Origin of the sequence: Paenibacillus sp. GYB004, assembly GCF_036577605.1 — a bacterium.
Taxonomy (GTDB): domain Bacteria; phylum Bacillota; class Bacilli; order Paenibacillales; family NBRC-103111; genus Paenibacillus_AB; species Paenibacillus_AB oceani.
The window spans coordinates 136,034-161,574 of record NZ_JARBDB010000065.1 but is presented as its reverse complement, the minus strand read 5'-3'; the positions used below and the strand labels follow the sequence as shown (position 1 = coordinate 161,574).

20 protein-coding genes and 1 riboswitch are annotated in these 25,541 nt (G+C 56.5%); of the genes, 10 read left to right on the top strand and 10 right to left on the bottom strand.

What is annotated here, in order from left to right; genetic code table 11:
- Nucleotides 1–45: 45 nt before the first annotated feature.
- Together ppdK and PV433_RS29665 are read right to left on the bottom strand one after the other, a co-directional pair.
- On the bottom strand, nt 46–2,769 hold the full coding sequence (ppdK, locus tag PV433_RS29670; RefSeq protein WP_332075611.1) for a pyruvate, phosphate dikinase: 2,724 nt from the start codon (nt 2,767–2,769) through the stop codon (nt 46–48).
- A complete protein-coding gene (locus PV433_RS29665) occupies nt 2,762–2,926 on the bottom strand; it encodes a GapA-binding peptide SR1P (protein ID WP_190930050.1) in 165 nt (54 codons plus the stop codon). The genes ppdK and PV433_RS29665 overlap by 8 nt, the downstream gene beginning before the upstream one ends.
- 562 nt (nt 2,927–3,488) lie before the next feature.
- Between PV433_RS29665 and PV433_RS29660 the strand changes: the two genes are divergently transcribed.
- A complete protein-coding gene (locus tag PV433_RS29660) occupies nt 3,489–3,992 on the top strand; it encodes an Hsp20/alpha crystallin family protein (protein ID WP_332075610.1) in 504 nt (167 codons plus the stop codon).
- 59 nt (nt 3,993–4,051) lie between these two features.
- Here PV433_RS29660 and PV433_RS29655 read toward each other — a convergent pair whose 3' ends face one another.
- On the bottom strand, nt 4,052–4,882 hold the full coding sequence (locus PV433_RS29655) for an alpha/beta hydrolase family protein (protein WP_332075609.1): 831 nt from the start codon (nt 4,880–4,882) through the stop codon (nt 4,052–4,054).
- A gap of 208 nt (nt 4,883–5,090) precedes the next feature.
- Nucleotides 5,091–6,380, bottom strand: a complete 1,290-nt coding sequence (locus tag PV433_RS29650; protein ID WP_332075608.1) for a neutral/alkaline non-lysosomal ceramidase N-terminal domain-containing protein — start codon at nt 6,378–6,380, stop codon at nt 5,091–5,093.
- A gap of 372 nt (nt 6,381–6,752) precedes the next feature.
- Between PV433_RS29650 and PV433_RS29645 the strand changes: the two genes are divergently transcribed.
- Nucleotides 6,753–9,518, top strand: coding sequence for a DUF4838 domain-containing protein (locus tag PV433_RS29645; RefSeq protein WP_332075607.1), 2,766 nt, complete (start codon nt 6,753–6,755; stop codon nt 9,516–9,518).
- A gap of 146 nt (nt 9,519–9,664) precedes the next feature.
- Here the strand turns inward: PV433_RS29645 and PV433_RS29640 are convergent, their stop codons facing one another.
- The 4 genes from PV433_RS29640 to PV433_RS29625 form a co-directional block, all read right to left on the bottom strand.
- Nucleotides 9,665–11,287 carry a hypothetical protein gene (locus PV433_RS29640; RefSeq protein ID WP_332075606.1) on the bottom strand — a complete coding sequence of 541 codons (1,623 nt, stop codon included), beginning with the start codon at nt 11,285–11,287 and terminating at the stop codon, nt 9,665–9,667.
- Between the two features lie 621 nt (nt 11,288–11,908).
- Nucleotides 11,909–12,958 carry a type I glyceraldehyde-3-phosphate dehydrogenase gene (gene gap, locus PV433_RS29635; protein ID WP_332075605.1) on the bottom strand — a complete coding sequence of 350 codons (1,050 nt, stop codon included), beginning with the start codon at nt 12,956–12,958 and terminating at the stop codon, nt 11,909–11,911.
- Nucleotides 12,959–13,684: 726 nt separating this feature from the next.
- On the bottom strand, nt 13,685–15,484 hold the full coding sequence (locus tag PV433_RS29630; RefSeq protein ID WP_332075604.1) for a hypothetical protein: 1,800 nt from the start codon (nt 15,482–15,484) through the stop codon (nt 13,685–13,687).
- Between the two features lie 166 nt (nt 15,485–15,650).
- Complete coding sequence (locus PV433_RS29625; RefSeq protein ID WP_190930102.1) at nt 15,651–15,974, bottom strand: metal-sensitive transcriptional regulator; 324 nt, start codon at nt 15,972–15,974, stop codon at nt 15,651–15,653.
- Nucleotides 15,975–16,141: 167 nt separating this feature from the next.
- A riboswitch (TPP riboswitch) is annotated at nt 16,142–16,250 on the top strand.
- Nucleotides 16,251–16,448: 198 nt separating this feature from the next.
- Here PV433_RS29625 and PV433_RS29620 point away from each other — a divergent pair.
- The 6 genes from PV433_RS29620 to thiD are packed head-to-tail and all read left to right on the top strand — an operon-like array spanning nt 16,449 to nt 21,134.
- Nucleotides 16,449–17,474 carry a ThiF family adenylyltransferase gene (locus PV433_RS29620; RefSeq protein WP_332075603.1) on the top strand — a complete coding sequence of 342 codons (1,026 nt, stop codon included), beginning with the start codon at nt 16,449–16,451 and terminating at the stop codon, nt 17,472–17,474.
- A 25-nt stretch (nt 17,475–17,499) separates the two neighbouring features.
- Nucleotides 17,500–18,135 (top strand): thiamine phosphate synthase, encoded by a 636-nt coding sequence (gene thiE / locus PV433_RS29615; protein ID WP_332075602.1) that lies wholly within the window; start codon nt 17,500–17,502, stop codon nt 18,133–18,135.
- 18 nt (nt 18,136–18,153) lie between these two features.
- Complete coding sequence (gene thiS / locus PV433_RS29610) at nt 18,154–18,354, top strand: sulfur carrier protein ThiS (RefSeq protein ID WP_332075601.1); 201 nt, start codon at nt 18,154–18,156, stop codon at nt 18,352–18,354.
- A 7-nt stretch (nt 18,355–18,361) separates the two neighbouring features.
- Nucleotides 18,362–19,147: a thiazole synthase gene (locus tag PV433_RS29605; RefSeq protein ID WP_332075600.1), complete on the top strand. Its 786-nt coding sequence runs from the start codon at nt 18,362–18,364 to the stop codon at nt 19,145–19,147.
- Nucleotides 19,148–19,176: 29 nt separating this feature from the next.
- The gene (gene thiO / locus PV433_RS29600) at nt 19,177–20,289 is read left to right on the top strand and encodes a glycine oxidase ThiO (protein WP_332075598.1); all 1,113 of its coding nucleotides are present in this window, start codon (nt 19,177–19,179) and stop codon (nt 20,287–20,289) included.
- A gap of 38 nt (nt 20,290–20,327) precedes the next feature.
- On the top strand, nt 20,328–21,134 hold the full coding sequence (gene thiD, locus PV433_RS29595; RefSeq protein ID WP_332075597.1) for a bifunctional hydroxymethylpyrimidine kinase/phosphomethylpyrimidine kinase: 807 nt from the start codon (nt 20,328–20,330) through the stop codon (nt 21,132–21,134).
- A gap of 107 nt (nt 21,135–21,241) precedes the next feature.
- On the opposite strand, the gene PV433_RS29590 is transcribed toward thiD, so the two are convergent.
- Together PV433_RS29590 and PV433_RS29585 are read right to left on the bottom strand one after the other, a co-directional pair.
- A complete protein-coding gene (locus PV433_RS29590; RefSeq protein WP_332075596.1) occupies nt 21,242–22,843 on the bottom strand; it encodes a copper amine oxidase N-terminal domain-containing protein in 1,602 nt (533 codons plus the stop codon).
- 123 nt (nt 22,844–22,966) lie between these two features.
- Nucleotides 22,967–23,788, bottom strand: coding sequence for a helix-turn-helix domain-containing protein (locus PV433_RS29585; RefSeq protein ID WP_332075594.1), 822 nt, complete (start codon nt 23,786–23,788; stop codon nt 22,967–22,969).
- 299 nt (nt 23,789–24,087) lie between these two features.
- On the opposite strand from PV433_RS29585, the gene PV433_RS29580 reads away from it, so the two are divergent.
- Nucleotides 24,088–25,146, top strand: a complete 1,059-nt coding sequence (locus PV433_RS29580; RefSeq protein WP_332075593.1) for an amidohydrolase family protein — start codon at nt 24,088–24,090, stop codon at nt 25,144–25,146.
- Nucleotides 25,147–25,161: 15 nt separating this feature from the next.
- Nucleotides 25,162–25,512: a Rieske (2Fe-2S) protein gene (locus PV433_RS29575; protein WP_332075592.1), complete on the top strand. Its 351-nt coding sequence runs from the start codon at nt 25,162–25,164 to the stop codon at nt 25,510–25,512.
- Nucleotides 25,513–25,541: the final 29 nt, after the last annotated feature.

Sequence of the window (25,541 nt, the reverse complement as noted above, 5' to 3'; positions counted from 1 at the left end):
GCAACTTTTTGCAACTCCCCCGTATCAAGGCGGAGCAATCCGGTCTTATCTGCCCGCCGCAACCGCTATGCGCGCGGCCGCCGGCTGCCGCTCCACCGGCCCTAGAGCGAGCCGCGCCTGAGCGGCGGCGATGCGGGCGAGCGGAATCCGGTAAGGTGAACAGCTCACATAATCGAGCCCGGCCTGATGGCAGAAAAAGATCGACTCCGGATCGCCGCCATGTTCTCCGCATACGCCTGTCTTCAAATCGCCGCGTACCGCTTTCCCTTGTTCCAGCGCCCATTCGATCAACTGGCCGACGCCGTCGCGGTCGAGCGTCTGGAACGGGTTTGCCGGGAGCAGCTTATGATCGACGTAGTGGGTCAAAAACTTGCCTTCCGCATCGTCCCGGCTGCAGCCGTACGTCATCTGCGTCAAATCGTTCGTGCCGAACGAGAAGAAATCGGCGCACTCGGCGATTTGCGCGGCGGTCAGAGCGGCCCGGGGCACTTCGATCATCGTGCCTACCTTGTACGGGCAGCGGCTTAACAGCTCGCCCAGTACGTTTTCCGCTGTTTGTTCGATACGCCCCCGCAAAAACCGGAGCTCGTTCACATGGCCGACAAGCGGAACCATCACTTCGGGCCCTACGTGCACGCCTTCCCGGATACATACCGCAGCGGCGCGGAACACCGCTTCCGTCTGCATATCGTAAATTTCCGGGAACAAGACGCCAAGCCGGCAGCCGCGCTGACCGAGCATCGGATTCGCCTCGTGCAGCGACTTCACCTTGCGGAGCATCGTCTCCAGCTCCGCCGCCTGGCTGCGCAGCTCTCCGGACGGATCGCCGCCGCTGCGGATGTCGGCCGCCAGCTCCGCAGCGCGAGCCCGAAGCTCATCGGCGTTCGGCAGAAACTCGTGCAGCGGCGGATCGAGCAGCCGGATCGTAACCGGCAAGCCGTCCATCGCGCGGAACATCCCCTCGAAGTCTTCCTGCTGCATCGGCAGCAGCTTCACAAGCGCCGCTTCCCGCTCCTCCTTCGTCTCCGCAAGAATCATCTCGCGGACGGCAGGCAGCCGCTCCGGCGCCAGGAACATATGCTCGGTTCGGCACAGGCCGATCCCTTCCGCGCCGAATTCGCGGGCTTTCGCCGCATCGGCAGGATTGTCCGCATTCGCCGCGACGCGAAGCGTCCGGATGCCGTCCGCCCATTCGAGCAGACGGGACAGCTCCGCCGACATCTCTCCCGCCCTCAGCGGCACCTCGCCGCGGATCACGCGTCCCGTAGAGCCGTCGATCGATATCGGATCGCCTTCGCGAATAATCGTCTCACCTGCGCGAAGCTCGCGCGTATCCGCGTCGATCCGGACTTCCTCGCATCCGCATACGCAAGGCTTGCCCATACCGCGGGCGACAACGGCGGCGTGACTCGTCATCCCGCCGCGGCTCGTAAGTACCCCCTCGGCTGCCAGCACCCCGTGAATATCTTCCGGGGTCGTCTCCGACCGGATCAGAATAACCCGGCGGCCGGCCTTGGCTTTCTCCTCCGCCGTATCCGCATCGAATACCGCTTCCCCCGTCGCCGCGCCCGGCGAAGCGGGAAGCCCTACGGCCAATACGTCGAGCACGGCATCGGCCGGTATTGCCGGATGAAGCAGCTGGTCGAGATGTCCGATCTCGATCCGGGCTATCGCTTCTTCCTTGGTCAAGATCCCCTCGTCGACCAGATCGACGCCGATCTTCATCGCCGCCTGCGCGGAACGTTTGCCCGTGCGCGTCTGCAGCAGGTACAACGTGCCGTGCTCAACCGTAAACTCGATGTCCTGCATATCGCGGTAATGCCGCTCCAGCCGCTCCGCAGTATGCTTCAGACTGGCGAATACATCCGGCATATCCCGCTCCAATTCGGCGATCGGCAGCGGCGTACGGACGCCCGCGACGACGTCTTCGCCCTGCGCGTTCGTCAAGTATTCGCCGTACAGCCGCTTCTCTCCCGTAGAAGGATCGCGGGTAAAAACGACGCCGGTTCCGCAATCGTCCCCTTTGTTGCCGAATACCATCGCCTGAATGTTAACCGCCGTCCCCTGCTCGTCGGGAATCCGGTTTACTTTGCGATAGACGCGGGCGCGGGAGTTGTTCCAGGAACGGAATACCGCTTCCACCGCCAGCTGCAGCTGCTCGTCGACCGATTGCGGGAACGGCTTGCCGCTTTTGGAAGCGATCAGCTCCTTATAGCGGTCCACCAGCTGTTTCCAGCCTTCGGCGCTGACGTCCCGGTCGTGCTCCACGCCGCAGCTCGTTTTCGTCTCATGCAGCAGCTTCTCGAAACGGATCGGCTCGATGCCGAATACCACGTTGCCGAACATCTGGACCAGCCTGCGGTAGCAGTCGTACGCGAAGCGCGGATTTTGTGTGGCTTCCGCCACTCCGCGTACCGTAACGTCGTTTAGACCGACATTAAGGATCGTATCCATCATGCCGGGCATGGACGACACGGAACCGGATCGAACCGAGACGAGCAGCGGACGTGCAGCGTCGCCGAACTGTTTATTCTGCTTCTTCTCCAGCTCGCGCAGGGCAACGTTCACTTCGTCCATCAGCCCGGCCGGCAGCTGTTCGCCGGAAGCATAATAGTCACGGCAAGCCTGAGTCGTTATCGTAAATCCGGGAGGCACCGGAAGCCCGGCCCGGGTCATCTCGGCCAAGTTCGCTCCTTTGCCGCCCAGCTCCATCTTCATTCCCGCATGTCCTTGCTCGAACGATTGTACCAGTCCGTTTCCGTTAATCATGTTCGATATCCCCCTGTCGCTTTCCGTTCCGGCAAGAATCCTCGCGGCAGCAGCCGTACAGCACCGTCACCTTTTCGGTTTCCACTTCGTCAATCCAACGGCCGCAATGCTGACATACGATAAGACCTAACTTAACGCTTTGACCGATCGGTTTCATGCCGGATCGCCTCCATATTCGAATAGTTCGTCATTATTAAAATGCCACATGCGAATTCCTCATATAATACATACCATAAAATTATTTATGACACAATATATATTTTGCGCAAAATCCAAAAATGTTTCGCCGGCTTCCTTTGACATCGGGTCGATAAAGCGGTGAAAAACCTAGGAAACAAGACACATTCGTCTAATTTTGTCGAACGGGAAACCGGAACCGACAGTCCGGAATCTGCATATTCCGAATGACCTCTAATATATATGACGTCACATTATATTTGATGACGTTTTCACGTCAAGCAGCGAAGAACTTCTAAGGGCGAACACACATATTTATACATAATAAGTGCGTGTTCAAAAAGTCCGGTTTTCAGCACGAGAAGATGGGATGAAGCCTGGAAATGAAGAGCGGAGCGCAGTGGAGAGCTTTTGTGAGCACCGGAAGTTCCGGCTGAATTCCATATTCGATATCGAGCAGGCTTCCTGATCGGCTTCGTGATCAAAAGTGGACTTTTTGAACAACCTCGATAAGGGTGTAGATCAGAAAGGAGCGAGGACGCTTGAACAAGGAAAAAGAATGGCGAGGACCATCCCGCAGCGGGGACCAAGACTTTGACTGGAGGAAGTTCGAGAGGCTGTTCGACGATTTGTTCCCGAACGCGATACCGGGAATGGGTACGGAAACGGCTTCCCGGATCGGACGGTTCGTGCGGGGGGTTGTGGATCTGGCGGTTCCCGATCCGAAAAAACCGGAGGCGGCCGTTCCGCCCGAGGCGCGAACCCAATCCTCCGGCCTGCTGAGGCCCGAAATAACCGAAACGGGGAAATACGTAAAAGTCCGGATTCGGATACCGGACTACGTAGATGCCCGCAAGCTGCAATTGTTCGTGAACGGACAATATTTAAAAATCGAAGGCCCGATGGGCAACAAGCAGATCGTACGACTGCCTGCGATGGTAGGGTTAAAATCCGGGCAGGCTTCCTACGACAACGGCATCGTGCAGATCCGGCTGCGCAAACGGTTGACTCCGTCCTACCGGGAAATGTACATTCAATACCCCTAAGCCGGAACCGCCAGCGCCGCTAACCGAGCGGACGAACGCTTATTACCCGTATCCGTACGTCATATTTCCCAGTTATGCCATTCCCGCTTCCGCTTTTCGTTATACGTGAGCCAGTGCAGCGTCTTGTCGTACAGCTCCCGCTTGCTTTCCCCGGTCGAATACGTGTGATCGGCCTGAAAAATCAGCTCCATATCGCATTGCCCGTACGAACGCATCCAGAACAGCTTCTGGTATAACGAGCAATAGTCGGCCGGAATGGTCTGGTCGGATGTACCGTGGGCCAGGAAGACGTCTCCGGTAAATTTGCGGATTTGGGCGAACGGCTGCTGGGCGGACAACGATTCGAAAAAGGCGGGACGAAGCGTGTAGCCCATATGATCGGACGATCCGTACCGGACCGCGTCGTCATACGACTGCTGCCCGACGATCCGCAATATATCGTTGAAAGGATGAGCGACTGCCGACCACATCACCAGCGTCTTGACGCGCCGGTCCAGAGCGGCCGTAAGCAAGGCGGCCGCTCCTCCCAGACTGTGGCCAAGTAGAATGACCCGGTTCACGTCGACATAATCGATGCCCAGCGCATAATCGAGGACGACGCGGGTTTGATCGATCATCGAATCGAGTCCGTTCTCCCCGTATTCGCCGGTGCTTTCGCCGCATCCCGCATAATCGAACCGGAGCACCATATAGCCGGCCTCCGCGAACTTGCGCGAAGCGCCCACGAACAGGCGGTCGACTCCGATTCTGCTGCCGATAAAGCCGTGGCAGATGACGATGAGCGGACGTTGTCCGCCCTCGCTGCACTTGGACTCGCCGGCCGCAGCCGGGTAGTGCAAAGTCGCCTTCAGCTCAATCGAACCGTATTGAATCGTAATCGCCCGTTCCATCGCAAATCGTCTCCTTCTGGCGGTGTTCCCTACTGCGCTTCGTCTACCGCTTTATTGTATATTTGTATAATTCTTTTAATTCCTATATGTTTACTATGTTATAGAACATACCATCCGGTTGTGAACCTGTCAAGCAAAACATTCGAAAGATAAGCTCCCGAACCGAACCGGACCGAATCGATTACCAATAAAATACGCCGATTGCGTTTCAGCCTCCGACTATCTCGTCAAGCTTGCCGCGCAGCGTGTCCTCAATGCTTTCCTCAAACCTTCCGGGCATATAAAAATAATAAGTCGACAGCAACGGCTCGTATCCGCCGCACCGGATCTGTTCCCTCGTCGGCACATACCCGATCATGCCGTTCGAATAAGGGACAGGCCATACGCTGCCGGACGATATTTCCTTAATATACAACCCGTACTCGACGACCACTTCCGCATTCATCGTGAGGATGGCGAATCCGTCCGCAATGTCGAGCCGGTTCATTTCCAATACGAGTTCTGTCGCCCTAGTATCCCCCCGGCTCAGCATCTCAACCGCCCATTCGTCGTATGGCTGCTGCCGCTTCCCGGCAATCGCCTCCAGCTCCTCCTTGGACTCGAGCGGCTTCAGCGGTAAGGGTACGCTGTAGGAACATCCCTGCAGGAGAACCGGCTTCACCCCGCTCATCCGGCTGTTCAGAACCGCGCTTGCAGCGTCCGCAAACTTCATCCCGAAATACCGGATCTGGTCGTAGTCGTCCGTCAATGCCGCCGGAGCGCTTGACTTGAATATATTGATATCCCCGCAAGTTCCCTGCAGGTAGAGACATAACGCTCCGTCCCCGAGACGTCTCTCCATCTCCTCCGCCGCTGTCCCTGTGAATTCGGAAGATACGTAGTTCTGATGCGCCGTGACCGGATGGCAGGCGTAATGAACGATTATGGCTTTATCCGTGCCAGCCCGTGTCCGGAAACGGATAACGGAAAGCTCCGGGTCCATCAGCCCGTCCGGGTATTCCCCGCCGAACGCCTGGCCGTCCGCATAACGGCGCCGCTGTACGCCGATCCGGCACTCGCCCGCTCCGCGCTCGATCGTAACCGGTTCAACGTTCGCCGCAGCCGCTTCGACCGCCTCCATCACCTTATCCTCCAAATACCCGACATATCCGGCGTCCGCCGCACCGAGCAGACGGTGAAATCCGAAGCCAGTCTGAGGGCCGGAATGGCTGTGCGTGCCGTGCAGCACGACCGTTTCCTTCTCGAGTCCCCATCTTTCCTTAAGCTTCGCTAACAAGCCGGGAACCCGGTCCGAGCCCCACCACAGCAAATCCGCCGATACGAGAAGCGCCGTGCGGACAGCTCCGCCTTCCCCGGGCTGGCGCATATAAACCGCTCTTAAATAAATCCGGCTTCGAATCCCTTCATACGGCGCATTGCCTCTGACGGCAAAACCGGCGAGGGGCACCGGCATCTCCGGCGTAATATCCACTTTCGCGCATCCGACTTCCACGATCATCCCGATCATCCTTTCTCATTACCCGAATCTCGAATTCTATGTTACAGGAACGGGCCGCTAGCCGCATGCCAATACCGGAGACAGTCTGGACATTTTTTGCTGACATGACCGTATCGGCAAAGGAGAAGTCCATCGCGGCAATGGCACACCTACATTCGATTCTATATAGTAGATGATGCACGATCGATATACGGCTTGTTTTACTATCTACGGGAGTAAGAAAGGAGGCGCTAAACAAAAACAGAAGCAAAAGCAAAGACCGAGCAGCCCTACTGAAGAAGCTTCGCTTTCTTCGATCAGGTGAAACGAAAGTTGATTGGATCGGAGTCCGAAAGTCGCAAGGCCATCATTTCGTCTCGAACGGGAGTGACCATGGTGACAAGGAGAAAGATTGCGGCAGGTATACTGATGCTAGTTGCGGCGTCGTTCCTTTTTTACAGCCTGGCATTGGCGGAAGGAAACGCTTGGCTGAACAAAACGAACGGCAACGGAAAAAAGGTGCTGGCCCATAACGGCAATGTGATGTACAGCGTGTACGTCAGCGAGTCGGCGGACGCCATCGTGAAGCATGCGGCGCAAGAGCTCGCGGATTATTTGACACAGGTATCCGGAGCGCCGTTCGATCTTACGATCAGCGACGGGACCCCAATCGGCCCCGCCTTTCTCGTGGGACAACACCCCGCGGCGGACAGCTTTGCGCTGCAGGGGAATCATGCCGAGCCGCTCGGAGAAGACGGATTTATCATTCAATCAGCCGGACCTTATATTCAAATTATCGGAAGCAGCTCGCGCGGGACGATGAACGGTGTCAATTACTTTCTGGATCGCTATGTCGGCGTGAAGTGGTTTTCCCCGACATACACGTTCATTCCCGATAAGCCCAAATTGAAAGTATCCGTTGGCTATGACGTGCAGATTCCACGTTTCCAATACCGTGAAATGTTTGTAAACGACGGCAATAACGAGCAGTTCCGGGCGCACAATCTGTTGAACGGGAAGTCGCATTACCGCACGCAGACTCCATCCGCCGCCGGTCTCAACAGCTGGTCCGATTACGTGCCGACCGGGGTTCATAATTTTCATGCGCTTGTCACGGATTCGGTCTATCATTCTGGAGGACAGGTGCTGGCTATGGACGAGGAGGTGCGCCGTATCGCCGCCCAAGCTTTAGTATCGAGAATCGGACATCGGCAAGCGAACGGACTCGACCCGTCCTACGGCTTCAGCCAGCAGGATGCGGCGTGGGTCCCCGATCCGGCGAGCCGATCGTTTGCGGACGCGCACGGCGGCACGCTGGCCGCTCCTATCCTGGATATGGTGGGCGATGTGGCGAGCCGGGTCCGGACGCAAATACCCGATGCCCGCATCGGCACGCTGGCTTATCAGTTCAGTTATCCCGCGCCGACAGGCTTGACACTTCCGGACAATGTAGTAGTGACGCTTGCCCCCATAGACAAAGATCACGGGAAATCGCTGGATGGTGCCGGGAATGAACGGGACGGACAACAAATCGCAAAATGGGCTGCCCTTTCGGATCAACTTGTCTTTTGGGATTATTTGACCAACTTCAGCGGAGGCGGCTACCTGCAGCCTTATCCGAATCTGTACGCCATGGCGGATACGATCCAATTTCTCGCGTTATCCCCTGCCGTTAAAGGGTATTTCGGTCAACAGACCGGCGGCGCCCGCGGACCGGTCGGCGTCGGGTTCGACGAGCTGCGCACGTGGGTCGGAGCGAGATTGCTGTGGAACCCGGATGAGGACGTGAATGCATTAATCGAAGAATTTATAAACGGTTACTACGGTGCCGCTTCTTCGTCTGTCAGTGAATACATCGAGGCGATACATCAGTCGCTGGAGGATAGCGGCGCATCGCTGACGACCTCTACACCGATCTCTTCGCCCTATCTATCCTTCGATACGATGCACCAGGCGGACGGACTGTTCGAGCAAGCGGAAGCCGCCGCTGCCGGAGATCCGGCCCTTCTGGATCGGGTGCGGAGAATGCGAATCGGCGTCGATCTGATCATCCTGCACAGACGCGCCGAATTTGCCCAAGAAGCGGGCGAGCGCAATATCGTCTGGAATCTCGACACCACGAATAGACTGCAAAGGTTCAAAAGCCTCACGCAAAACATGCAGAGCTTTCGGATTGAAAACGGCGAACTTGCGCAGCTGTATCAGCTGTTGGAGGTGGAGCGTTCTTCGTCCCCCATCCCGGATATCGTGCAAAATTTGCCGGATGAGGATTGGATCGAGCTGCAAGATTACGATTTCCGGCTGCATGCCGGTGCGGCCGTAGTGCAGGATGTGAAAGCGTCCGATCAGGCTGCCGCCCGTCTGAGCGGCAGCTCGACGGCTTGGGGCATCCAGATGAACCACACGAATCTCCCGCGCGAGGGCAGATGGAAGCTGTACGCCTATGTGAGAGTGGACCCCGGCAGCGGCTCGTCCGGAGCCGGAGCTTTCCGGTTCGGCCTATATCCGTCGCAGCCCGCGCCTGTCGGCGTAACGTTCGGCGAAGTATCGGACGGTGAATACCACGCGATCGAGATGCCATGGGTGTATAAGTTCAATCCCGAATTGTCCGTTCACTATTTATGGTTCCAGCCTGCCGCTTCCGGCGCCATTCACAACCTGTACGTCGACCGTATCGTCGCTGTACGGGAGAAGCCGCCTGCGGCGTACAATCCCGGCTTTGAGACGATAGCCCCGGGCGGACCGTACCCCGACGGCTGGCAGACGGCGGGAGGCGTATGGGACTCCGGCACGGCGCACGGCGGCAGCCGGTCGATTCGGCTGGACCCGGAACCGGCAAACGCCTTTCATGTCATCTATACCGGAGCTACTAAATGGATTCCGGTCGTACCGGGCCAGAAGTATCAGGTAAAAGGCTGGATCAAAAACAACTCGACGAATGGCAACGTATCGCTCGGTGTCAGGCAGATCAACGCTTCGAACGGCAGCATCAGTTATTCGTGGCACCCCGGCGCGTTGCCGTCTTCCGACTGGACGCCGTACACAGTAACGTTTACGGCCGCTCCGACGGCGCGTTACGTGTCGATCTATTTCAAGTCGGACCAGCAAACCGACGGTCCCGCCTGGCTGGACGACGTTTCGATCGAAGAAGTGCCCTGACCCGTCTGAAAAATCAGTTGATCCTGGATCATTCAAGGCTCCGCTTTTAGCGGAGCTTTTGCTTTGTACGTCACGCCCGGAAACGGCAAAAACGGCCGGGGACACTTGCCTCGTCCCGCAGCCGTTCGCTTGCCAATCGAATCCTATCAGTCGGATTTAAACGTAACCTTTTTGCCGAGTGCCGCCGTTACTTGCTCGGCATACGAATCGAAGATCGCCTTCGCTTTATATTTATTCAACAGCTCGTCGAGATATTTCGGCCAGTTGGACGAATCTTTCTCTTCGAACAGCAGCTTCACTTGTAGTGCGCGCATTTCTTTGCGGTACGCGCCGATATCGAGACCTGTCGGAGGAGCGACGTTCGTACCGAGCGTGTAGAATTTGAGTTTCTTGAACACTTCCAGAATCGCCCGGTCATGATCCGTTTCTCGCGGATCGATGATCTCCAGGCCGATTGCGGCCGGGTTTTTCACGTTATAAGAGAACACCCCGCCCCAAATTTCCGTAAAGTTGCCGTTGGCGATAATGTCTTTTTGGATCGCATCCGGAATCAGCTCAATTTTGCCGCCGTTCTTTTTGTAGTGGACATTTTCTTTACCGACGTTAGCGAGCAGCCAGCCTTCCGGGCTTGCGAGCCAGTCGAGAATCTCGATCGAACGCTGGATTTTCGCTTCCGAAGTTTTTACGTTGAACATAAACGGAACGCCCGGCAGCGGCGAATACGAGACCGGAACGTCGCCGGCGATATGGAACGCTTCGAACTTCGCGTCTTTGTTGCCTGTAATCTCTTGGGTTTTCTTCTGGACGCTGTTGTTCGAGTTGTCGAACGCAATATCCCGGACGCCGCTGAAGAAAATACCGACCTTGCCCTGCTGAACTTTGTTCGTCACATCGCCGCCCTTATTCAGGAACCAGTCCGGATCGATAACTTTCAAATCAAGCGTTTTGCGGATATCGTCCAATACTTTGGCTGTTCTCAGGTTCGTTCCGCTGTCGATGAAATTGTTATCCTTGTCGATGAAGAAGCCTGGGGTCATGCCGTTTTTGAACCATTCCGGAAGGTCGTTCGGAATCGTCGTTCCGCTGCCTGCAGTCGAGAAGCCGTACGTATCGTTTTTGCCGTTGCCGTCCGGATCGTTAAATGTGAACGCCTTCATAACGGCGATCATTTCGTCGTAGTTGGTCGGAACTTTCAGCTTCAGGTTCGGATCTTTTTTGTTGAGCGCATCGATCCAGTCTTTACGCACATAGTAGACGCCGTAATAATCTTTAGGGAATGGAACCGGCGCGCGCTTAAATACGTTCTGAACCTGATAACGCTTTAATTCTTCCGCAGTTACCCACTTGAAATAGTTCGGCATCTTCTCAGGCGTAACATACTTCGAGAGGTCGGCAACCGCACCGTCGATAATGTAACCGTTCGACTTGGCGCCGTCGGCATGGAACATATCGGGAGCGTTGCCTCCTGCCAGGAGCAGGTTCAGCTTGTTGGAGAATTCTTCGCCCATGGCCATATAATCGAGCTTCAGCTCAACGTTAAACTTCTCTTCGATCGTTTTCTTAATAAAGTCTTTGTCCCCGGACGGCAAGTTGGAGTTGTTTGTCAGCGCTGCCGTCATCCAGTACAAGGAAAGCTTTTCTTTCTTCTGCTCGCCCCCCGGTGTCGCACCCGGATCGGCTGCCGGTTTGTTGTCCGTTTTGCCGCAAGCGCTCAGCACAAGTGCGGACGCAATCGATATTGCCGCTAGTTGTCTAAGTTGTTTTTTCAATGTCTGTTGACCTCCCGTAATGTCGAGTGTGAATGTGCAGTGCTTTGTAAAGCCGAATTTGAAACCCCTTTCTGCAATCGCTTCCAAGCTGCTTAAAAATAATGGCCCGGACTTTCAATCTCGTACTTTTGTCATCATTTGAATCTGTATAATACATGTACATAATACAACTAAAATACCGGTTTGTGAAGAGGGGGTCCTAAAAAATATGCTTCCATTTTCGTTAGCGTATTTCATCGACGGCATGCAAAACCGTACTTCCAGCCGGCCTCGTGTCAGGTTGTTGTCAGATTTCACTTCATCCAAATCCGCTTATTTATGGGAAAAAGACTTAACGTCTCTTACTTGTAGCGGAGCAGCGGCGGACAAATTTCTGTTATCGAAAAAAGACGGAAGAAGCAACAACCCGTTATCGATCGATCCTAACTTAATCGCGCGGATAAGGGAATATCTTCTTCCGTCCATAGACAGACAGTAAATCGTTATTATCGTATGAAACCGGCGCTCTGCGGATAACCTACGTAACGTAATGCAGTTACATGATTAATTATTCAACCAACGGCTCGGCTGTGTCCCCCGCCCCGTAACCGCCTGCCCAAAGAACGGAGCGCAAGCGCTAACCTACACATTCTCCAAAACCGCAGCTTCCCTGTCCTCCGACCATTTGAGCCCGGCATCAACCACCATCTCTGCTGTATCGATTACACGGCATGCATACCCCCATTCGTTATCGTACCAGGCGAGCAGCTTGAGCTGCCGTCCGGCCGCAGACAACGATAACCCGTCGATGGTAGCCGATTTGTCGCACCCTACGTAATCTGTGGAAACCAGCGGCTCCTCGCTCCAGCCTACATACCGGGAATATAGCGGACTCATGCAAGCGGAACGCAATCTGGCGGTCGCGTACTCCGTGCTTATCTCTTCTCCCAAATCCAGCGTCATATCGCACAACGATACGTTCGGCACCGGGACGCGCAGCGACACGCCCTCAACGACCGGCGCCAGATGAGGCAATACGCCGGCCAGCGCTTTGCCGATGCCCGTCGTCGTCGGAACGATCGATTGCGTACAGGAACGGGCGCGCCGCAAATCTTTGTGGGGATTGTCAAGATGATTCTGGTCGTTCGTATACGCATGAACAGTCGTCACCCAGGCACGTTTAACGCCGAACATTTCGTGAACGATGCGGAGCACGGGCGCCACGCAATTTGTCGTGCAGGAGGCGGCGGATATCAGCTTATGCCGGTCCGGGTCATAGCTGCGGTCGTTTACTCCCATGACTACAGTCAGATCGAGTCCGGAACCCGGTGCGGTAACGATTACGTTTTGCGCTCCACCCGCCAGATGTTTCGACGCTCCCGCGGCATCGTTGAATTTGCCGGTGGCATCCAGCACCAGATCGACCCCGCAGTCGTTCCAAGGAATAAGCTGCGGATCGCGCTCGGATAAAAGACGCACCGTATAGCCATTGATCACCAGATTGCCGTCTTCCGTACGAATGTCCGCATCCCAGCGGCCGTGAACTGAATCATACTTGAGCAAATGCGCAACCGAGTCGGCCGGATGCAGCACATTGATGGCCCGGATATTCAATTTCCCTTCCATAAAAGCCCGCCGGACGAGCAACCTCCCGATTCTTCCCATTCCGTTAATTCCGATCCCCACTGTCATACCGATTCCTCCCCTACTAATGTTGTTTATATAATACGTACTATACCATAAAATATGTCGTTTTAAATAGGTATTTTATTAATTAGTACATACTAATTATTGAGAATATTGCATATTGAACCCTCTTTTTCTGATGAACAACGCTTATAACGTGCAGCCGGAGAGAACATCCGACGATGATCGGGTATTGCCGACATTCCCGTGAATGCATCGAAGAATACGGCTGTTTTGCTCCAGCCGCCGCCCCATCCGCATTTGCATCCGCAGTCGTGCAGCCGATTCAAGGCATGTCTTTGCAAAAAACGGCTCCAGACGGTGCCTGTGACGCCTCTTAGCGGAAGTTTTACTTCCGTTATTTATTGTGCGAAGCAGAAAATCGATGTTTAGCGGAACAATTAGTTCCGTTATTTCCAGTGCAACCGGCCATTTCACCTTAAAAATCCGAAATAGCGGAAACCAGACTTCCGTTATAGCCCAACAAATAGGCCTGTTACGGGAATAACGGAAACCGCGCTTCCGCTACATAATCGGTGACCATTGATTCCGGCGCACACCACGCTGCTGCTCCCGTTGCTTGGTGGATCGATGATGACCACGGTTCTATCTGATCTTACTTACCACCTTAAACGGCAAAAACCCCGTCTCCAAGGAAACGGGGTAGATTGGGTACTGCTTATAAAGATAACCAAACCAAAATCAATACCGGCCATCACTGCACCGCATCGCTCAAGAACGTACCGACTGCAAAAATCCGGACGGCACGCGATAGAGAGCCTCTTCTACGGCGAACGCCAGATCGCCTGTCGCTGTATACGTTGCCGCCCTGACGGAGCCGGGCAGCTCGACGGTCCGGATAACGACAGCGCTGTGCGGGTCGATGAAGAGCAGCCTGCTGCCGCAAAACGCGGCCAGCAAATCCGGACCGGCGGCCGTCATCCAGCTGCATCCCCCCTCGACGGGGATCGATTGCTCGAATCGGAACCGGGCCCGATCGAATACGAGAATCGCGCTGCCCGCTTTGACAAATACTTTGGCGCACATAGCCGCAATCGCGGAGCCGGGGCGTACGCCTGCGGCGAACCGGGTCTCGTGCACGAGTCCTTTGCCAGGCTCCCATACGCCGAAATGGCAGATCACATCGCGATAGGGCAGTCCGCTGGCACCGCCGTTCGTCGTAAAATAAACATACCGGTCGTCTGCGGCTACTCCGGCCACCTGCTGATCGTTTGCGATCGGATGGCTCCAGGAATCCACCTCCAGCGTAACCGGGTCGATTCTGGACAGCGCCCCTGCATACGTGCCGTATTTGGCCGACCACCCGGTCCAGATCCCGCCGTCCGGCCCGATCACGCTTCGTCCTTCCGGACGGATATAATCCGGTCTCAGCGCCCGAAGCGATTGCGGATTCCGGTTGTTCAGCTGATCCCACGGCTTCGCCGGGTCATACACGATGTGATCTCCGCCGACGTAAGCCGTCAAATACAATTTACCGTCCACAAACACCATCCCGTACACTTCTCCGCCGGAATCACATACCGAGGACGAGTTCCAGGCGGAGCCGGTCAACGGATCGTAATGGAAGATCGTCTGGCCGAAGCCGCACGCTCCCCATATCCCGCCCGCCTCGTCCGATACGAGCGTATGGATGCGCGTGGCCGGCGCCTCCGTCGGAATGCGGACCAGTTCCGGCACCTCGTCCAGGCTGTCCGCGATAAACAGATCTTGACCGCGCACCCCCGCATACCGCCCGTCCGCCAGCGGGATCGCCCTGCAGCTTTTGCCGTTCGGCAGCGCCGCTTCCAATACAGTCAGCTTTTCCTTCCAGCCTGCGGTATCCGGGAGCGGCTCCAGCGTTTGCGGATGATAAAATTCGAAGCGGTCTCCTTGTACGGTGCATATGTACTCGTCGGTTACTTCGCGCACGGTAAATCCCGGTGTTCCGAAATCGCGAAACGTCCCGCTTTCCATATGAAACGCTTTCAAAAACGGCTCGTCGTAACCTCCGGTAAACAAAATATAACCGGGCGCGCTGCCGTTAATGTAGCGGCTGTATAAATTTTTGTCGTTGTCCGACGCCCTTCCTAGCTTCTCGAGCGTATGCAGCGCCGGATCGTAGCGGTATAAGGAGCAGCCGGGCCAAGTTCCAGCGTATACGTTGCCGTCGGAGCCGATTGCCATATCCCAGAAATATTTCTCGTCTGCCGCCTTCAGCGGCTCCGCCCAAGTCCGGGTCTTCAAGTCCAGGGCATGCATATACGCATAGTTCGGACACGTCCCAACCACGAGCTTTTCATTGCGCCAATTAACAAGTCCCCAGGCTCCTTCATCCCCCGGAAGTTCGATCGACTCGGCTTCCATCGAGCGCGTATCGATCAGGATCAGATTGCCGGTCTGTCCGGCCGCGAAGTTGGACAGCACCAGCTTCTCCCGTCCGTCGAGCGGGTCTGTCATCACTGCGGTTGCAAGAATGTTGAAATTGCGGCAAGGACGTCCGATTAACTCGAACTGATTTTGTTCCCGGCTCATCGCTATCACTCCTCTTATTCACAAGTATAAGACTTGTATATAAGTATAGCTCGGGTAGTAGGGTAGTCAATGAGAATTTTGTTAATAAAATGAAATTAATCCGCAAGCGGAAAGCAGGCAGTTCGCATACCCCGTTCTTTCCGCTTCCGGATTCGGTCCTGCTGTGTTATTTCATTAACTTGTTGACCGTGACGAGCAGCTCGTTAATAATATCCTGATCGCCCTCGCGGATTCGCTCCACGACACACGACTTCAGATGACCTTCCAGCAGCTGTTTGCCGACGCCGTTCAGAGCTGCCTGAATCGCCGCGATCTGATTGAGGATGTCGTCGCAATACGTATCTTTCTCGATGAGTCCCTTCACACCGCGGATTTGTCCCTCGATCCGGTTCAGCCGGGTGATCAGATTGCTTTTTAATTTGTCGGAATGGTGGCTCTTGCGTTCCTCCTCGCCGCCGGTATTGCAGCATGCGGAGCCTTCGGCTTGCAATGTCGATTCGTCCTTCACTGGATTCGACCTCCTTATCCGTATGGTAGCCTCCCCCCGTTGCGCAGTCAAGTCGGGAAGCGCCGGCCGGGACGTGCCCTACTGCGGCATGCCGCCGCCGTTGACAAACCGGCACGATCGTTGTAAGGTTAAAGATGAACCTCATATTTCAAGATCACTAGGGGTGCCCAGTCTTGGGCTGAGATGAAGATACGACCTTCGGACCCTTTGAACCTGAACTGGAGCGAGACCAGCGTAGGGAAGTGGCGCAACCGATTCTTGACTCTTTCAACAAATCGAGCGTCGATATGCGGCCGCCCTGGCAGGCGGCCTTTTTGCTGTTGCGGAAGGCGTAGCGAACCGTTTTTCCGCGGCCGACGCGGCCTCCGCGAGCGGCAGGAATAGGCTCAGTTGCGTTCTTTCCGAGGTTGATCCGTTTTCCTGTATTTCCTGGAGCAAGGAGGCGCACCCGCCATCATGACCACTAACGATTCGTCCAGCCGATATTCCCGGCAAATGTTATTCAAACCGATCGGCCCCGGCGGACAACGCCGGCTCTCCGAATGCGCCGTACTGATCGTAGGCATGGGCGCTCTCGGTACCGTGCTGGCTAACCATATGGTCCGCGCGGGGCTCGGAACCGTCCGGTTCGTCGACCGGGATTACGTCGAAACGAGTAATTTGCAGCGGCAGATGCTGTACGACGAAGAAGATGCGGCGGCTTCCATTCCCAAAGCCATAGCGGCCAAGCAAAGACTGTCCAAGATCAACTCCGGCGTCAAGCTGGAAGCCATCGTCGCCGATACGACCGCAGCCAATATCGATCAGTTGATCGAAGGCATGGACCTTGTGCTGGACGGGACGGATAACTTTCATACCCGATACTTATTAAACGATGCCTGCTTCAAGAACCAAATTCCGTTCGTATACGGCGGCGCGGTCGCCTCCCGGGGGATGAGCGCGATCTTCGTCCCCGGACATACCGGCTGCCTGCGGTGTCTCATTCAACCCGGAGACAGCTCCGGGGAGACATGCGACATGATCGGGGTCATCTCTCCCGTCGTCGATATCGTCGCTTCGTATCAGGCAACCGAAGCGCTGAAGCATCTGGTCGGCGATACCGCCGCCCGCCGGAACACGCTGATCACATTTGACGCGTGGCACAATCAGTCGTACGAGATGAAGCTCCCTTCTTCGAAGCCGGACTGCCCGGTATGTCGCGGTCATCGCTACCCTGCTCTTGACGAGATTGGGCTCGATGACGCGACTTCGCTGTGCGGCCGCGAGACGATCCAGATCCGGGCCCGCAGCGGATTCGATCTCGATTATTGGAAAGAAAAGCTGGAACGCGTCGCGCGAATCCAGTCCAACCCGTTCCTGCTGAAGGCCGAGCTGCCGGAAGGCGAACGCCTCGTCCTGTTTCCCGACGGGCGCGTGCTCGTGCAAGGCACCGAGGACCCCGTACGAGCCAAAACGTTATACGCCCGCTATATCGGGCTCTGATCGATTATAGAAGGAGGCAGGCGATATGAAACCATTCAAGCTGTACGCCATCACCGGAGAGGAATTCCACCCGGGCAAGCCGATGATCGAAGTGATGGAGGAAGCGATCAAGGGCGGATGCGACATCATCCAGCTGCGGGACAAAAAGAGCCCCCGCCGCGAGGTGCTGGCGAAAGCCAAAGCGCTGCGTGAGCTGACGCTTCGTTACGGCGTAACGTTCATCGTCAACGATTATATCGATATCGCGCTCGCGGTAGATGCCGACGGCATTCATCTCGGGCAGGACGATTTGCCGCTGGCGGACGCCCGCAAGATCGTCGGCGGCAAAATCATCGGCATATCCACTCACGCCATCGAGGAAGCGAGGCAGGCCGAGCGCGACGGCGCGGATTACATCGGTGTCGGACCGGTATTCCCGACCAAGAGCAAGGAAGACGTTGTCGCTCCGGTCACTACCTCTTACGTCCGGCAGGTCGCGGCTGAAATCACCATCCCGTTCGTGGCGATCGGGGGCATCAAGCTGCACAACGTCGATCAGGTGCTGGAGGCGGGAGCCCGCCGCATATGCGCGATCAGCGAGATCGTAGGAAGCCCGGACATTCAGGGCACTTGCCGGTCGTTCCTGGATAAAATCAATTCGGCTGCGGCATCGCCGCAGTGACGGTCAGCGGAGGAGACTATGGACGTTATCGTAAACGGACAAACCCGTACAATAGAAGCCGGGGAAACGGTGATCGGCCTGCTGCGTGCTTACGGGCTGGAGCATAAGATGGTCGTCGTCGAAATCGACGGCGCGATCGTACCGAAGGAAACCTGGACCGCCGCCGGGCTGGCTCCGGGCATGAAAATCGAGCTCGTACATTTTGTCGGAGGAGGCTGAACCCGGTATGCATCAAGATCCACTTCTCATCGGCGGAACGGAGCTGGCTTCGCGTTTTTTTCTCGGCACCGGCCGTTATCCGAATCCGTTCGTGCAAAATGCCGCAATTGAAGCGTCGGGAGCTCAGGTACTCACCTTCGCCATCCGCCGCATCAACCTGGACGCGCCGGGCGATGACGCGATCCTTCAACATTTCGAAGGCAAATCGTTCACGTATTTGCCGAATACGTCCGGAGCCCGCACGGCTGACGAAGCCGTACGGATCGCCAGGCTCGCCCGGGCTTCCGGCATCGGCAACTGGATCAAGGTCGAGATCAGCGCCAACGAAAAAACGCTGCTCCCCGACCCGATCGAAACGTTAAAAGCAACCGAGATTCTGGCCGCGGAAGGTTTCGTCGTGCTTCCTTATACATCGGACGACCCGATCCTGTGCAAACGTCTCGAAGAAGCGGGCGCGGCAGCCGTCATGCCCGGCGGAGCGCCGATCGGCACCGGACTCGGCATCCTGAACCCGTATAATATCGGTCTGATCGTCGAGGAAGCCGGCGTCCCAGTCATCGTGGACGCCGGACTCGGCTCGGCCCAGGATGTCGTGCAGGCGATGGAGCTCGGCGTGGACGGAATCTTAATGAATACGCCGGTCGCCAAGGCGAAAGACCCGGTCCGGATGGCGCTGGCGATGAAGCTGGCGATCGAGGCCGGACGCCTCTCGTACTTGGCCGGAAGGATTCCGAAGAAACGTTACGCTTCGGCAAGCAGCGGCTTGGAGCAGTTTATCTCTACCCCCGACTAACAACCCTATATCGGAAAGCTGGTCTTGCAATGACACAACATGTAATGGTGCTGGGCGGCGGCGTGATCGGCCTGTCATGCGCCTTCGAATTGCGCCGCCGGGGCTTCTCCGTCACGGTGCTGGAGCAGGGACGCTGCGGCGGTCAAGCGTCGGGAGCGGCGGCGGGGATGCTCGCCCCTTACTCCGAAAATACGGAGCAGCCGGACCCTTTCTTCAAGCTTTGCCTGCAAAGCTTGAAGCTGTATCCGGACTGGCAGCAGGCCGTCAAAGACGTGTCCGGTCTCGACTTCGAATATTCCGCCACCGGCAGCTTATACGTGCATTACCACGAAGCCGACGTGCTCGCCATGCGATCCCGTCAAAGCTGGCAGGACGATTACGGCGCGGCAAGCGAGCTGCTGAACGGACGGCAACTGCGGGAACTGGAGCCGCATATCGCCCCGGAAGCGGCGGGCGCCTTGTATTACCCCGGAGAATCGCACGTATACGCTCCAGGGTACGTGAAAGCGCTGGAAGAAGCTTGCCGGAAGCTCGGCGTCGAGATCCGGGACGGACTCGGCGAAGTCCGGGTCACGCGCTGGAGCGGCGGCGCCGAGGTGTGCTGCCCGTCGTCCGGCGGCACGTTCCGCAGCGACAAGCTGGTCGTGGCCAGCGGCGCATGGGCGGGACTGATGGAAGCGGCACTTGACATGCGCATCCCGGTGTACCCGATCCGCGGGCAAATATGCGCTTACGAGACGCCGGATATGCCGGTCCGGCACATGGTCTTTTGCAGTCAAGGTTATGTGGTTGGCAAACGGAACGGCTCGCTCGTCTGCGGAGCTTCGGAAGATATAGCCGGCTTCGAGACGTCGGTCACTAGCAAGGGGATCGACCGGCTGAAAAGCTGGAACGGAAAGCTGTTCCCGTTTCTTGGCGGCATGCGGCCCTTCCATGAGTGGGCCGGCCTTCGCCCCGCCACCCACGACGGCTTTCCGCTGCTCGGAGCGTCGAGCCGCTCCGATTCGCTGCTGTTCGCCGCCGGCCATTACCGCAACGGCATCCTGCTCAGCCCGGTAACCGCTCATGTGATCGCCGACCTGATGGAAGGCCGTGAAACGGCCGGACTGCCGCTCGGAGCATTCGCACCCGAACGTTTTTAAGGTAGACCCCAACTTTGTCCGTTAGAGGAGGCAACCGAATGACTATCCCTAAGGCGATAACGATCGCGGGCTCCGACTCCGGAGGCGGCGCAGGCATCCAGGCCGATCTGAAGACGTTCCAGGAGCTTGGCGTGTTCGGAACAAGCGCCATCACCGCGATCACCGCCCAAAATACGCTCGGCGTTCAAGGCGTGTACCCGCTGCCGCTGGAAGCGATCGGCCAGCAGATCGACTCCGTCCTTTCCGATATCGGGACGGATGCGGTCAAGACGGGCATGCTGTTCTCGGCCGATATTATCTCGCTCGTGGCGGACAAGCTGAACCGGTACGGGCCGTATCCGCTCGTTCTGGACCCGGTGATGATCGCCAAAGGCGGCGCGGCCCTGCTGCAGCAGGAAGCCGTGGAAGCGCTGCGGCGCGAGCTTCTGCCGATCGCGACGGTTCTCACGCCGAACGTGCCCGAAGCGTGCGCGATACTCGGTTCGCAGGAGATCGGCAGCGTCGAGCAGATGATCGAGGCGGCGAAGCGGCTTCATGAGCTGGGCTCGCGTTACGTGTTTCTGAAGGGCGGCCATCTTGACGGAGAAGAAGCCGTCGACGTGTTGTACGACGGCTCGGAGGCGAACCTGTACCGCTCGCCGCGTATTCGCACGAAGCATACGCACGGCACCGGCTGCACGACCGCTTCGGCGATAGCGGCCGGACTTGCCAAGGGACTGGCGGTAAACGACGCCGTCTCCGAAGCGAAACGGTTTATCACGGCCGCCATCGCCTCCGGTCTGGAGATCGGCAAAGGCATCGGCCCGACCCATCATGCGGCGCTCCGGCTGGCTTCCGTGAAGTAAGCGGCGGGTTTGTGCGTTTCCGAGCGTGCCGCTGTAAACAAAACAGACCGTCGGGAAATCGATGCCCTGACGGTCTGTTTGTGTGCTATCCTTTTGCTAACGTTACCTTATTCCGGAAGCACCAGCTCGATCAGTCCGCTTTCGGCGTCGTAATCGACCTCGCCGTACAGATGCTCGGCTATAAATCGAAGCGGAACGTAATACGATTCGCCTTGCTTGATGACAGGACCGTCCATCTCGTACGCTTCGTCGTCCACGACCGCTTCCGAGCTCCCGGCGGCAAGCTCGATCGTCGTAAACCACATACCGGTCACTGTAATCGCTTCGTCCTCATAAGAAACGTCCGCTCCCATGTAAGCAGCCAGCAGTTCCAAATCGATATAGGAGATGCCTTCGTGCAAATAAGCCTCGTATGGGCCGAATTCATCCGATACTTGCAGCGGAATATATACCGTGGCCGGCTCATACTTGTTCATCTCGAGAGCGATCAGCTCGCCGAGCAGCGATTCCGGATCGACCTCTTCCATTAGTTCTGCCGGAGAGCGGCTTGTTCCCATGACGAACGGCGTCTTGCCGGCATCCAGAACGTCCGCCTTCACCGGTTTGTTAATATCCCAAGTTTCCGATTGAATGTTGAACTGCAGGGCGGTAATTCCCTGGTCCCCGCCGTCCGGCGCAGGAAATGCGAGATCAAGCTCCGATTTGCGAAGGTTGAAGCTTTGATCGAACGCAAGCCGCGCTTTCACCTGAGTCTGCTTGCTGAGCATCGCTTGAATCCCGGGCTCATCCGACCTGCCGGCGCTATCGATGCCGATCAGCGCGATATACAGCAGCTGCTTGGCCGTCGTATGGATCATATCGACCGCGAGCTCCTTGTCGGACGCCGCTTCCATCAAGCTTTCCTTCAATCCGTCCATCGAACTGCCGAACGGCGATCCGAATGGCGCACCCGGGAGCAAGGGCGAAGACTCGTCTTCCTTCTCCAGATACGGCTTCAGCACCGGCCACAGCACATCGTACATTTCGCCGATAAACTTTTTGAAGTTGGCGTCGTCCTTCGTCAAGTTGCGGATAAACGTTTTGGTGAGCGGCACCAGTTCGGTTCCGTCAAGGCTCGTCTCCAGCTTGTACACGTTGACGTTTTCGTTTTGAATCTTCTCCGTCCCGGACGTCACCTGGATCGATTTCGGATTCGGCAAGTTCGAGACGATCAGCGAAGCCATCGATTTGTCAATTCCTTTGGCCTGATACTCCTTCTGCAGCTTCTCGGTCACCGCCGCAAATGCGGCCGTCGAACCGTCCGGCTCCGTGAGCGGAATGACGATCGCTTTGGAGAGTCCGTCCACTTTCAGCACGAGATGCTCGCTGTTCATAAACGCCTGGAACGGAATCGCACCTTTGGCCAACGTCAGCTGGCCTTGCAGCGACATCCGGTCCCAGTTCTCCATCTTCATATTGCGAATTTCGAGCTTGGCGTCGTTCCACAAGTCGACCATCGCTTTTGTTTCTTCCGACAGCTTGGACGGGTCCGTCTTCATATGCAGCGACACGGTAACGCTTTGCTGCATGGACTCCGTATCCATCCCGGTGATCAGTGCGCGGTTCAGATCCAACCCGCCCAACGATTGACAACCTACTACTACGACCAGCAGAGCAAGAATGAGCCATTTGGCCCAGCCCCCAACACGAAATTTCCGGATGTTCCTCATCTCCCGACTTCTATGTATTGATGTTCTCCCTTCTTTCATTCTCTGAAAGACAACATTTTCCTGCCTGCCGGCTCGGTTAAATCCGAAAAAACGTTAACCATTTGCTAGTTCTGTAAAGAGTTCTCACTTGCGAGCCGCGCCGCTCACTCCCGGAAGCGGGACGAAAGCGATCGGATGCCCTTTCTGCACGGCCGTGGGAGCGACACCGGTAAACTTTTTGAAGATGCGGTGGAAGTAAGATTGCTCGCAATAGCCGAGATAATCGGAGATTTCCGCGATCGTCATGCCGCTGCTCTTCAGCAGCTCGCAGGCTACCGATACTTTGACCTGGTGAATGTAGTCGATCGGGGTTTGTCCGAGCACTTCCTTGAAAATTCTTGTGACATGATTCGGGGAGCGGTCGATATGGCGCGCGAGATCGGACAGCTGGATCGGCTTGGACTTGTTGTGGACGATATAAGCCTGCAGCTTGTGAATCAGATCCTTCTTGACGGCGGAGCGGATCTGCTGCTGCGTATCATGGATCAGTCTCCCGATCAGCTCCAGCAAAATCCCTTGGCAGATGAGCAGCCCGCCCGGCGTCTGATCGAACCATTGGAGCAGCAGCATCGAGAACCGCTGCCGGAAATAGTCGGCGTTATGGATGTTCCATTTGAACATGCCGCGCTGGCGCAGCGCCTCCACCGTCTTGTCCGCTTCCCCGGCCGTCGTAAAGTGCGCGGAATATTTCTGATGCGGTCCCTTGGCGTCGTTATGACACGAACGGATCGTACCGGCCGGAATAAACAACACGTCCCCCTGATGAAGCTCGAACACTTCTCCGCCCGAATGATAGATCGCTTGACCGCCCGTGATGAAGATCAGAATATGATGATGCACCCTCTCCTCCCGGATTTGCCACTTCTCGATGCGATCGTCGTACAGGACCGACTTCAGCGTATACACGGTTCCCATCCTCCTTCGATTCACAGCGGGTCTGTCCATCCCCTTGGATCGTGCTTATTCCATTCTACGTCCGGCGCCGATGTCCTTTTTCGAAGGCTGCGGAACGGACGGCTAACGCTTTTCCGACTTCCCGTCGGGCCAGACGGCGCGCGGAAATGGTTGAATCGTTCAAAAAGAATCGCTATCGTTCATGGATATGAAAACGCAATCATGATAAATTGAATGTACGCGCGGAGCGACTTTTCCGGAAAAGTAACCTTAATTCAGCGCCATCATCCAGCAAGGGAGAGACACCCATTTTGAATGAAACGTTGAAAATTATCGACTGTGACGTCCACAATTCCTTACGAAGCGACCGGGACCTGCTGCCCTACTTGCCGGATACTTGGAAGGACCGGGTCAAACGCGGGGGACTCGGCCTCATGTACTCCGGATACTACTCCCCTGTCGGGGTCGGCAGAAAGGACGCCACTCCTCCCGGAGGCGGCGCCGTCGGATCGGACCCGGATTTCCTGATCGAACAGCTGGTGGACCCGTACCATATGGAAGCTGCGGTCTTGACCGGCAACCTGTTCAGCGTGTCCGTCGGCCACGATCCCGATTTTGCCGCCGCTACGGCCAGCGCTTACAACGACTACTTGATCGATCATTGGCTGAACAAAGATCCCAGGTTCAAAGGCTCCATCTTCGTAGCTTTGCAGGACCCCCAACTGGCCGCGAAGGAAATCGACCGTCTCGGCTCTCATCCGGGCTTCGTCCAGGTCATAACCAGCAGCGCCTCGCGGATGCCGCTCGGACAGCGGTTTTTCCACCCGATCTACGAGGCGGCGGAGCGGAACGGACTGCCGGTCGCGATCCATCCCGGAGCCGAAGGCGCAGGCCAGGCGAATCCGCCGACGGCCGCCGGATATCCGACATGGTACATCGAGTGGCATACGTGCCTGTCGACCACCTTTATGGCCCAGCTCACCAGCCTGATTTGCGAAGGCGTATTCGAGAAATACCCGCGTCTGAAGTTCGTGTTCATCGAAGGAGGCGTCTCCTGGCTGCCGCATCTGATGTGGAGGCTCGACAAAAATTATACGGCGCTGCGTTCTCAAGTTCCGTGGCTGAAAAAAATGCCGAGCGCATACATTCGCGACCATTGCTACTTTACGACGCAGCCGATCGAGGAACCGAACAATATCGCCCATTTGAAGCAAATATTCGAGATGATCGACGCCGAGCATATTCTGCTTTACTCCAGCGATTATCCGCACTGGGATTTCGATTCCCCGGATCATATCCTGAAGTGGCTGACGCCGGAGCATCGCAGACGCATCTTTTACGAAAACGCCAAGCAGTTGTATAAGCTGTAGAAAGGAACAACAGCCATGACCAAACATGTGGTAGGAAGAGCCGACTCGATTCCCGAAGATCAGCATCAAGTATTCGAGATCGCCGGCCGCTCCGTCGTGGTTTACCGGATCGGGAACGAGTATTACGCCGTCCTGAACTACTGCCCTCATCAAGGAGCCCAGATGTGCAAAGGGCCGGTGTGCGGAACGAATGTCCCCTCCGAAGTGTACGAGTACAATTTCGGCAGAAAGGGCGAAATCGTCCGCTGCCCGTGGCACGGCTGGGAGTTCGATATCAAAACCGGAAAAGCGCTCGCCCCGGTCAAGAAAAAGCTGCAATGTTACGAGGTTGTCATCGAGGACGGCATGATCGGCGTCAAGATGTAGTCAAGATGCACAATTGGTATACCGCTCTG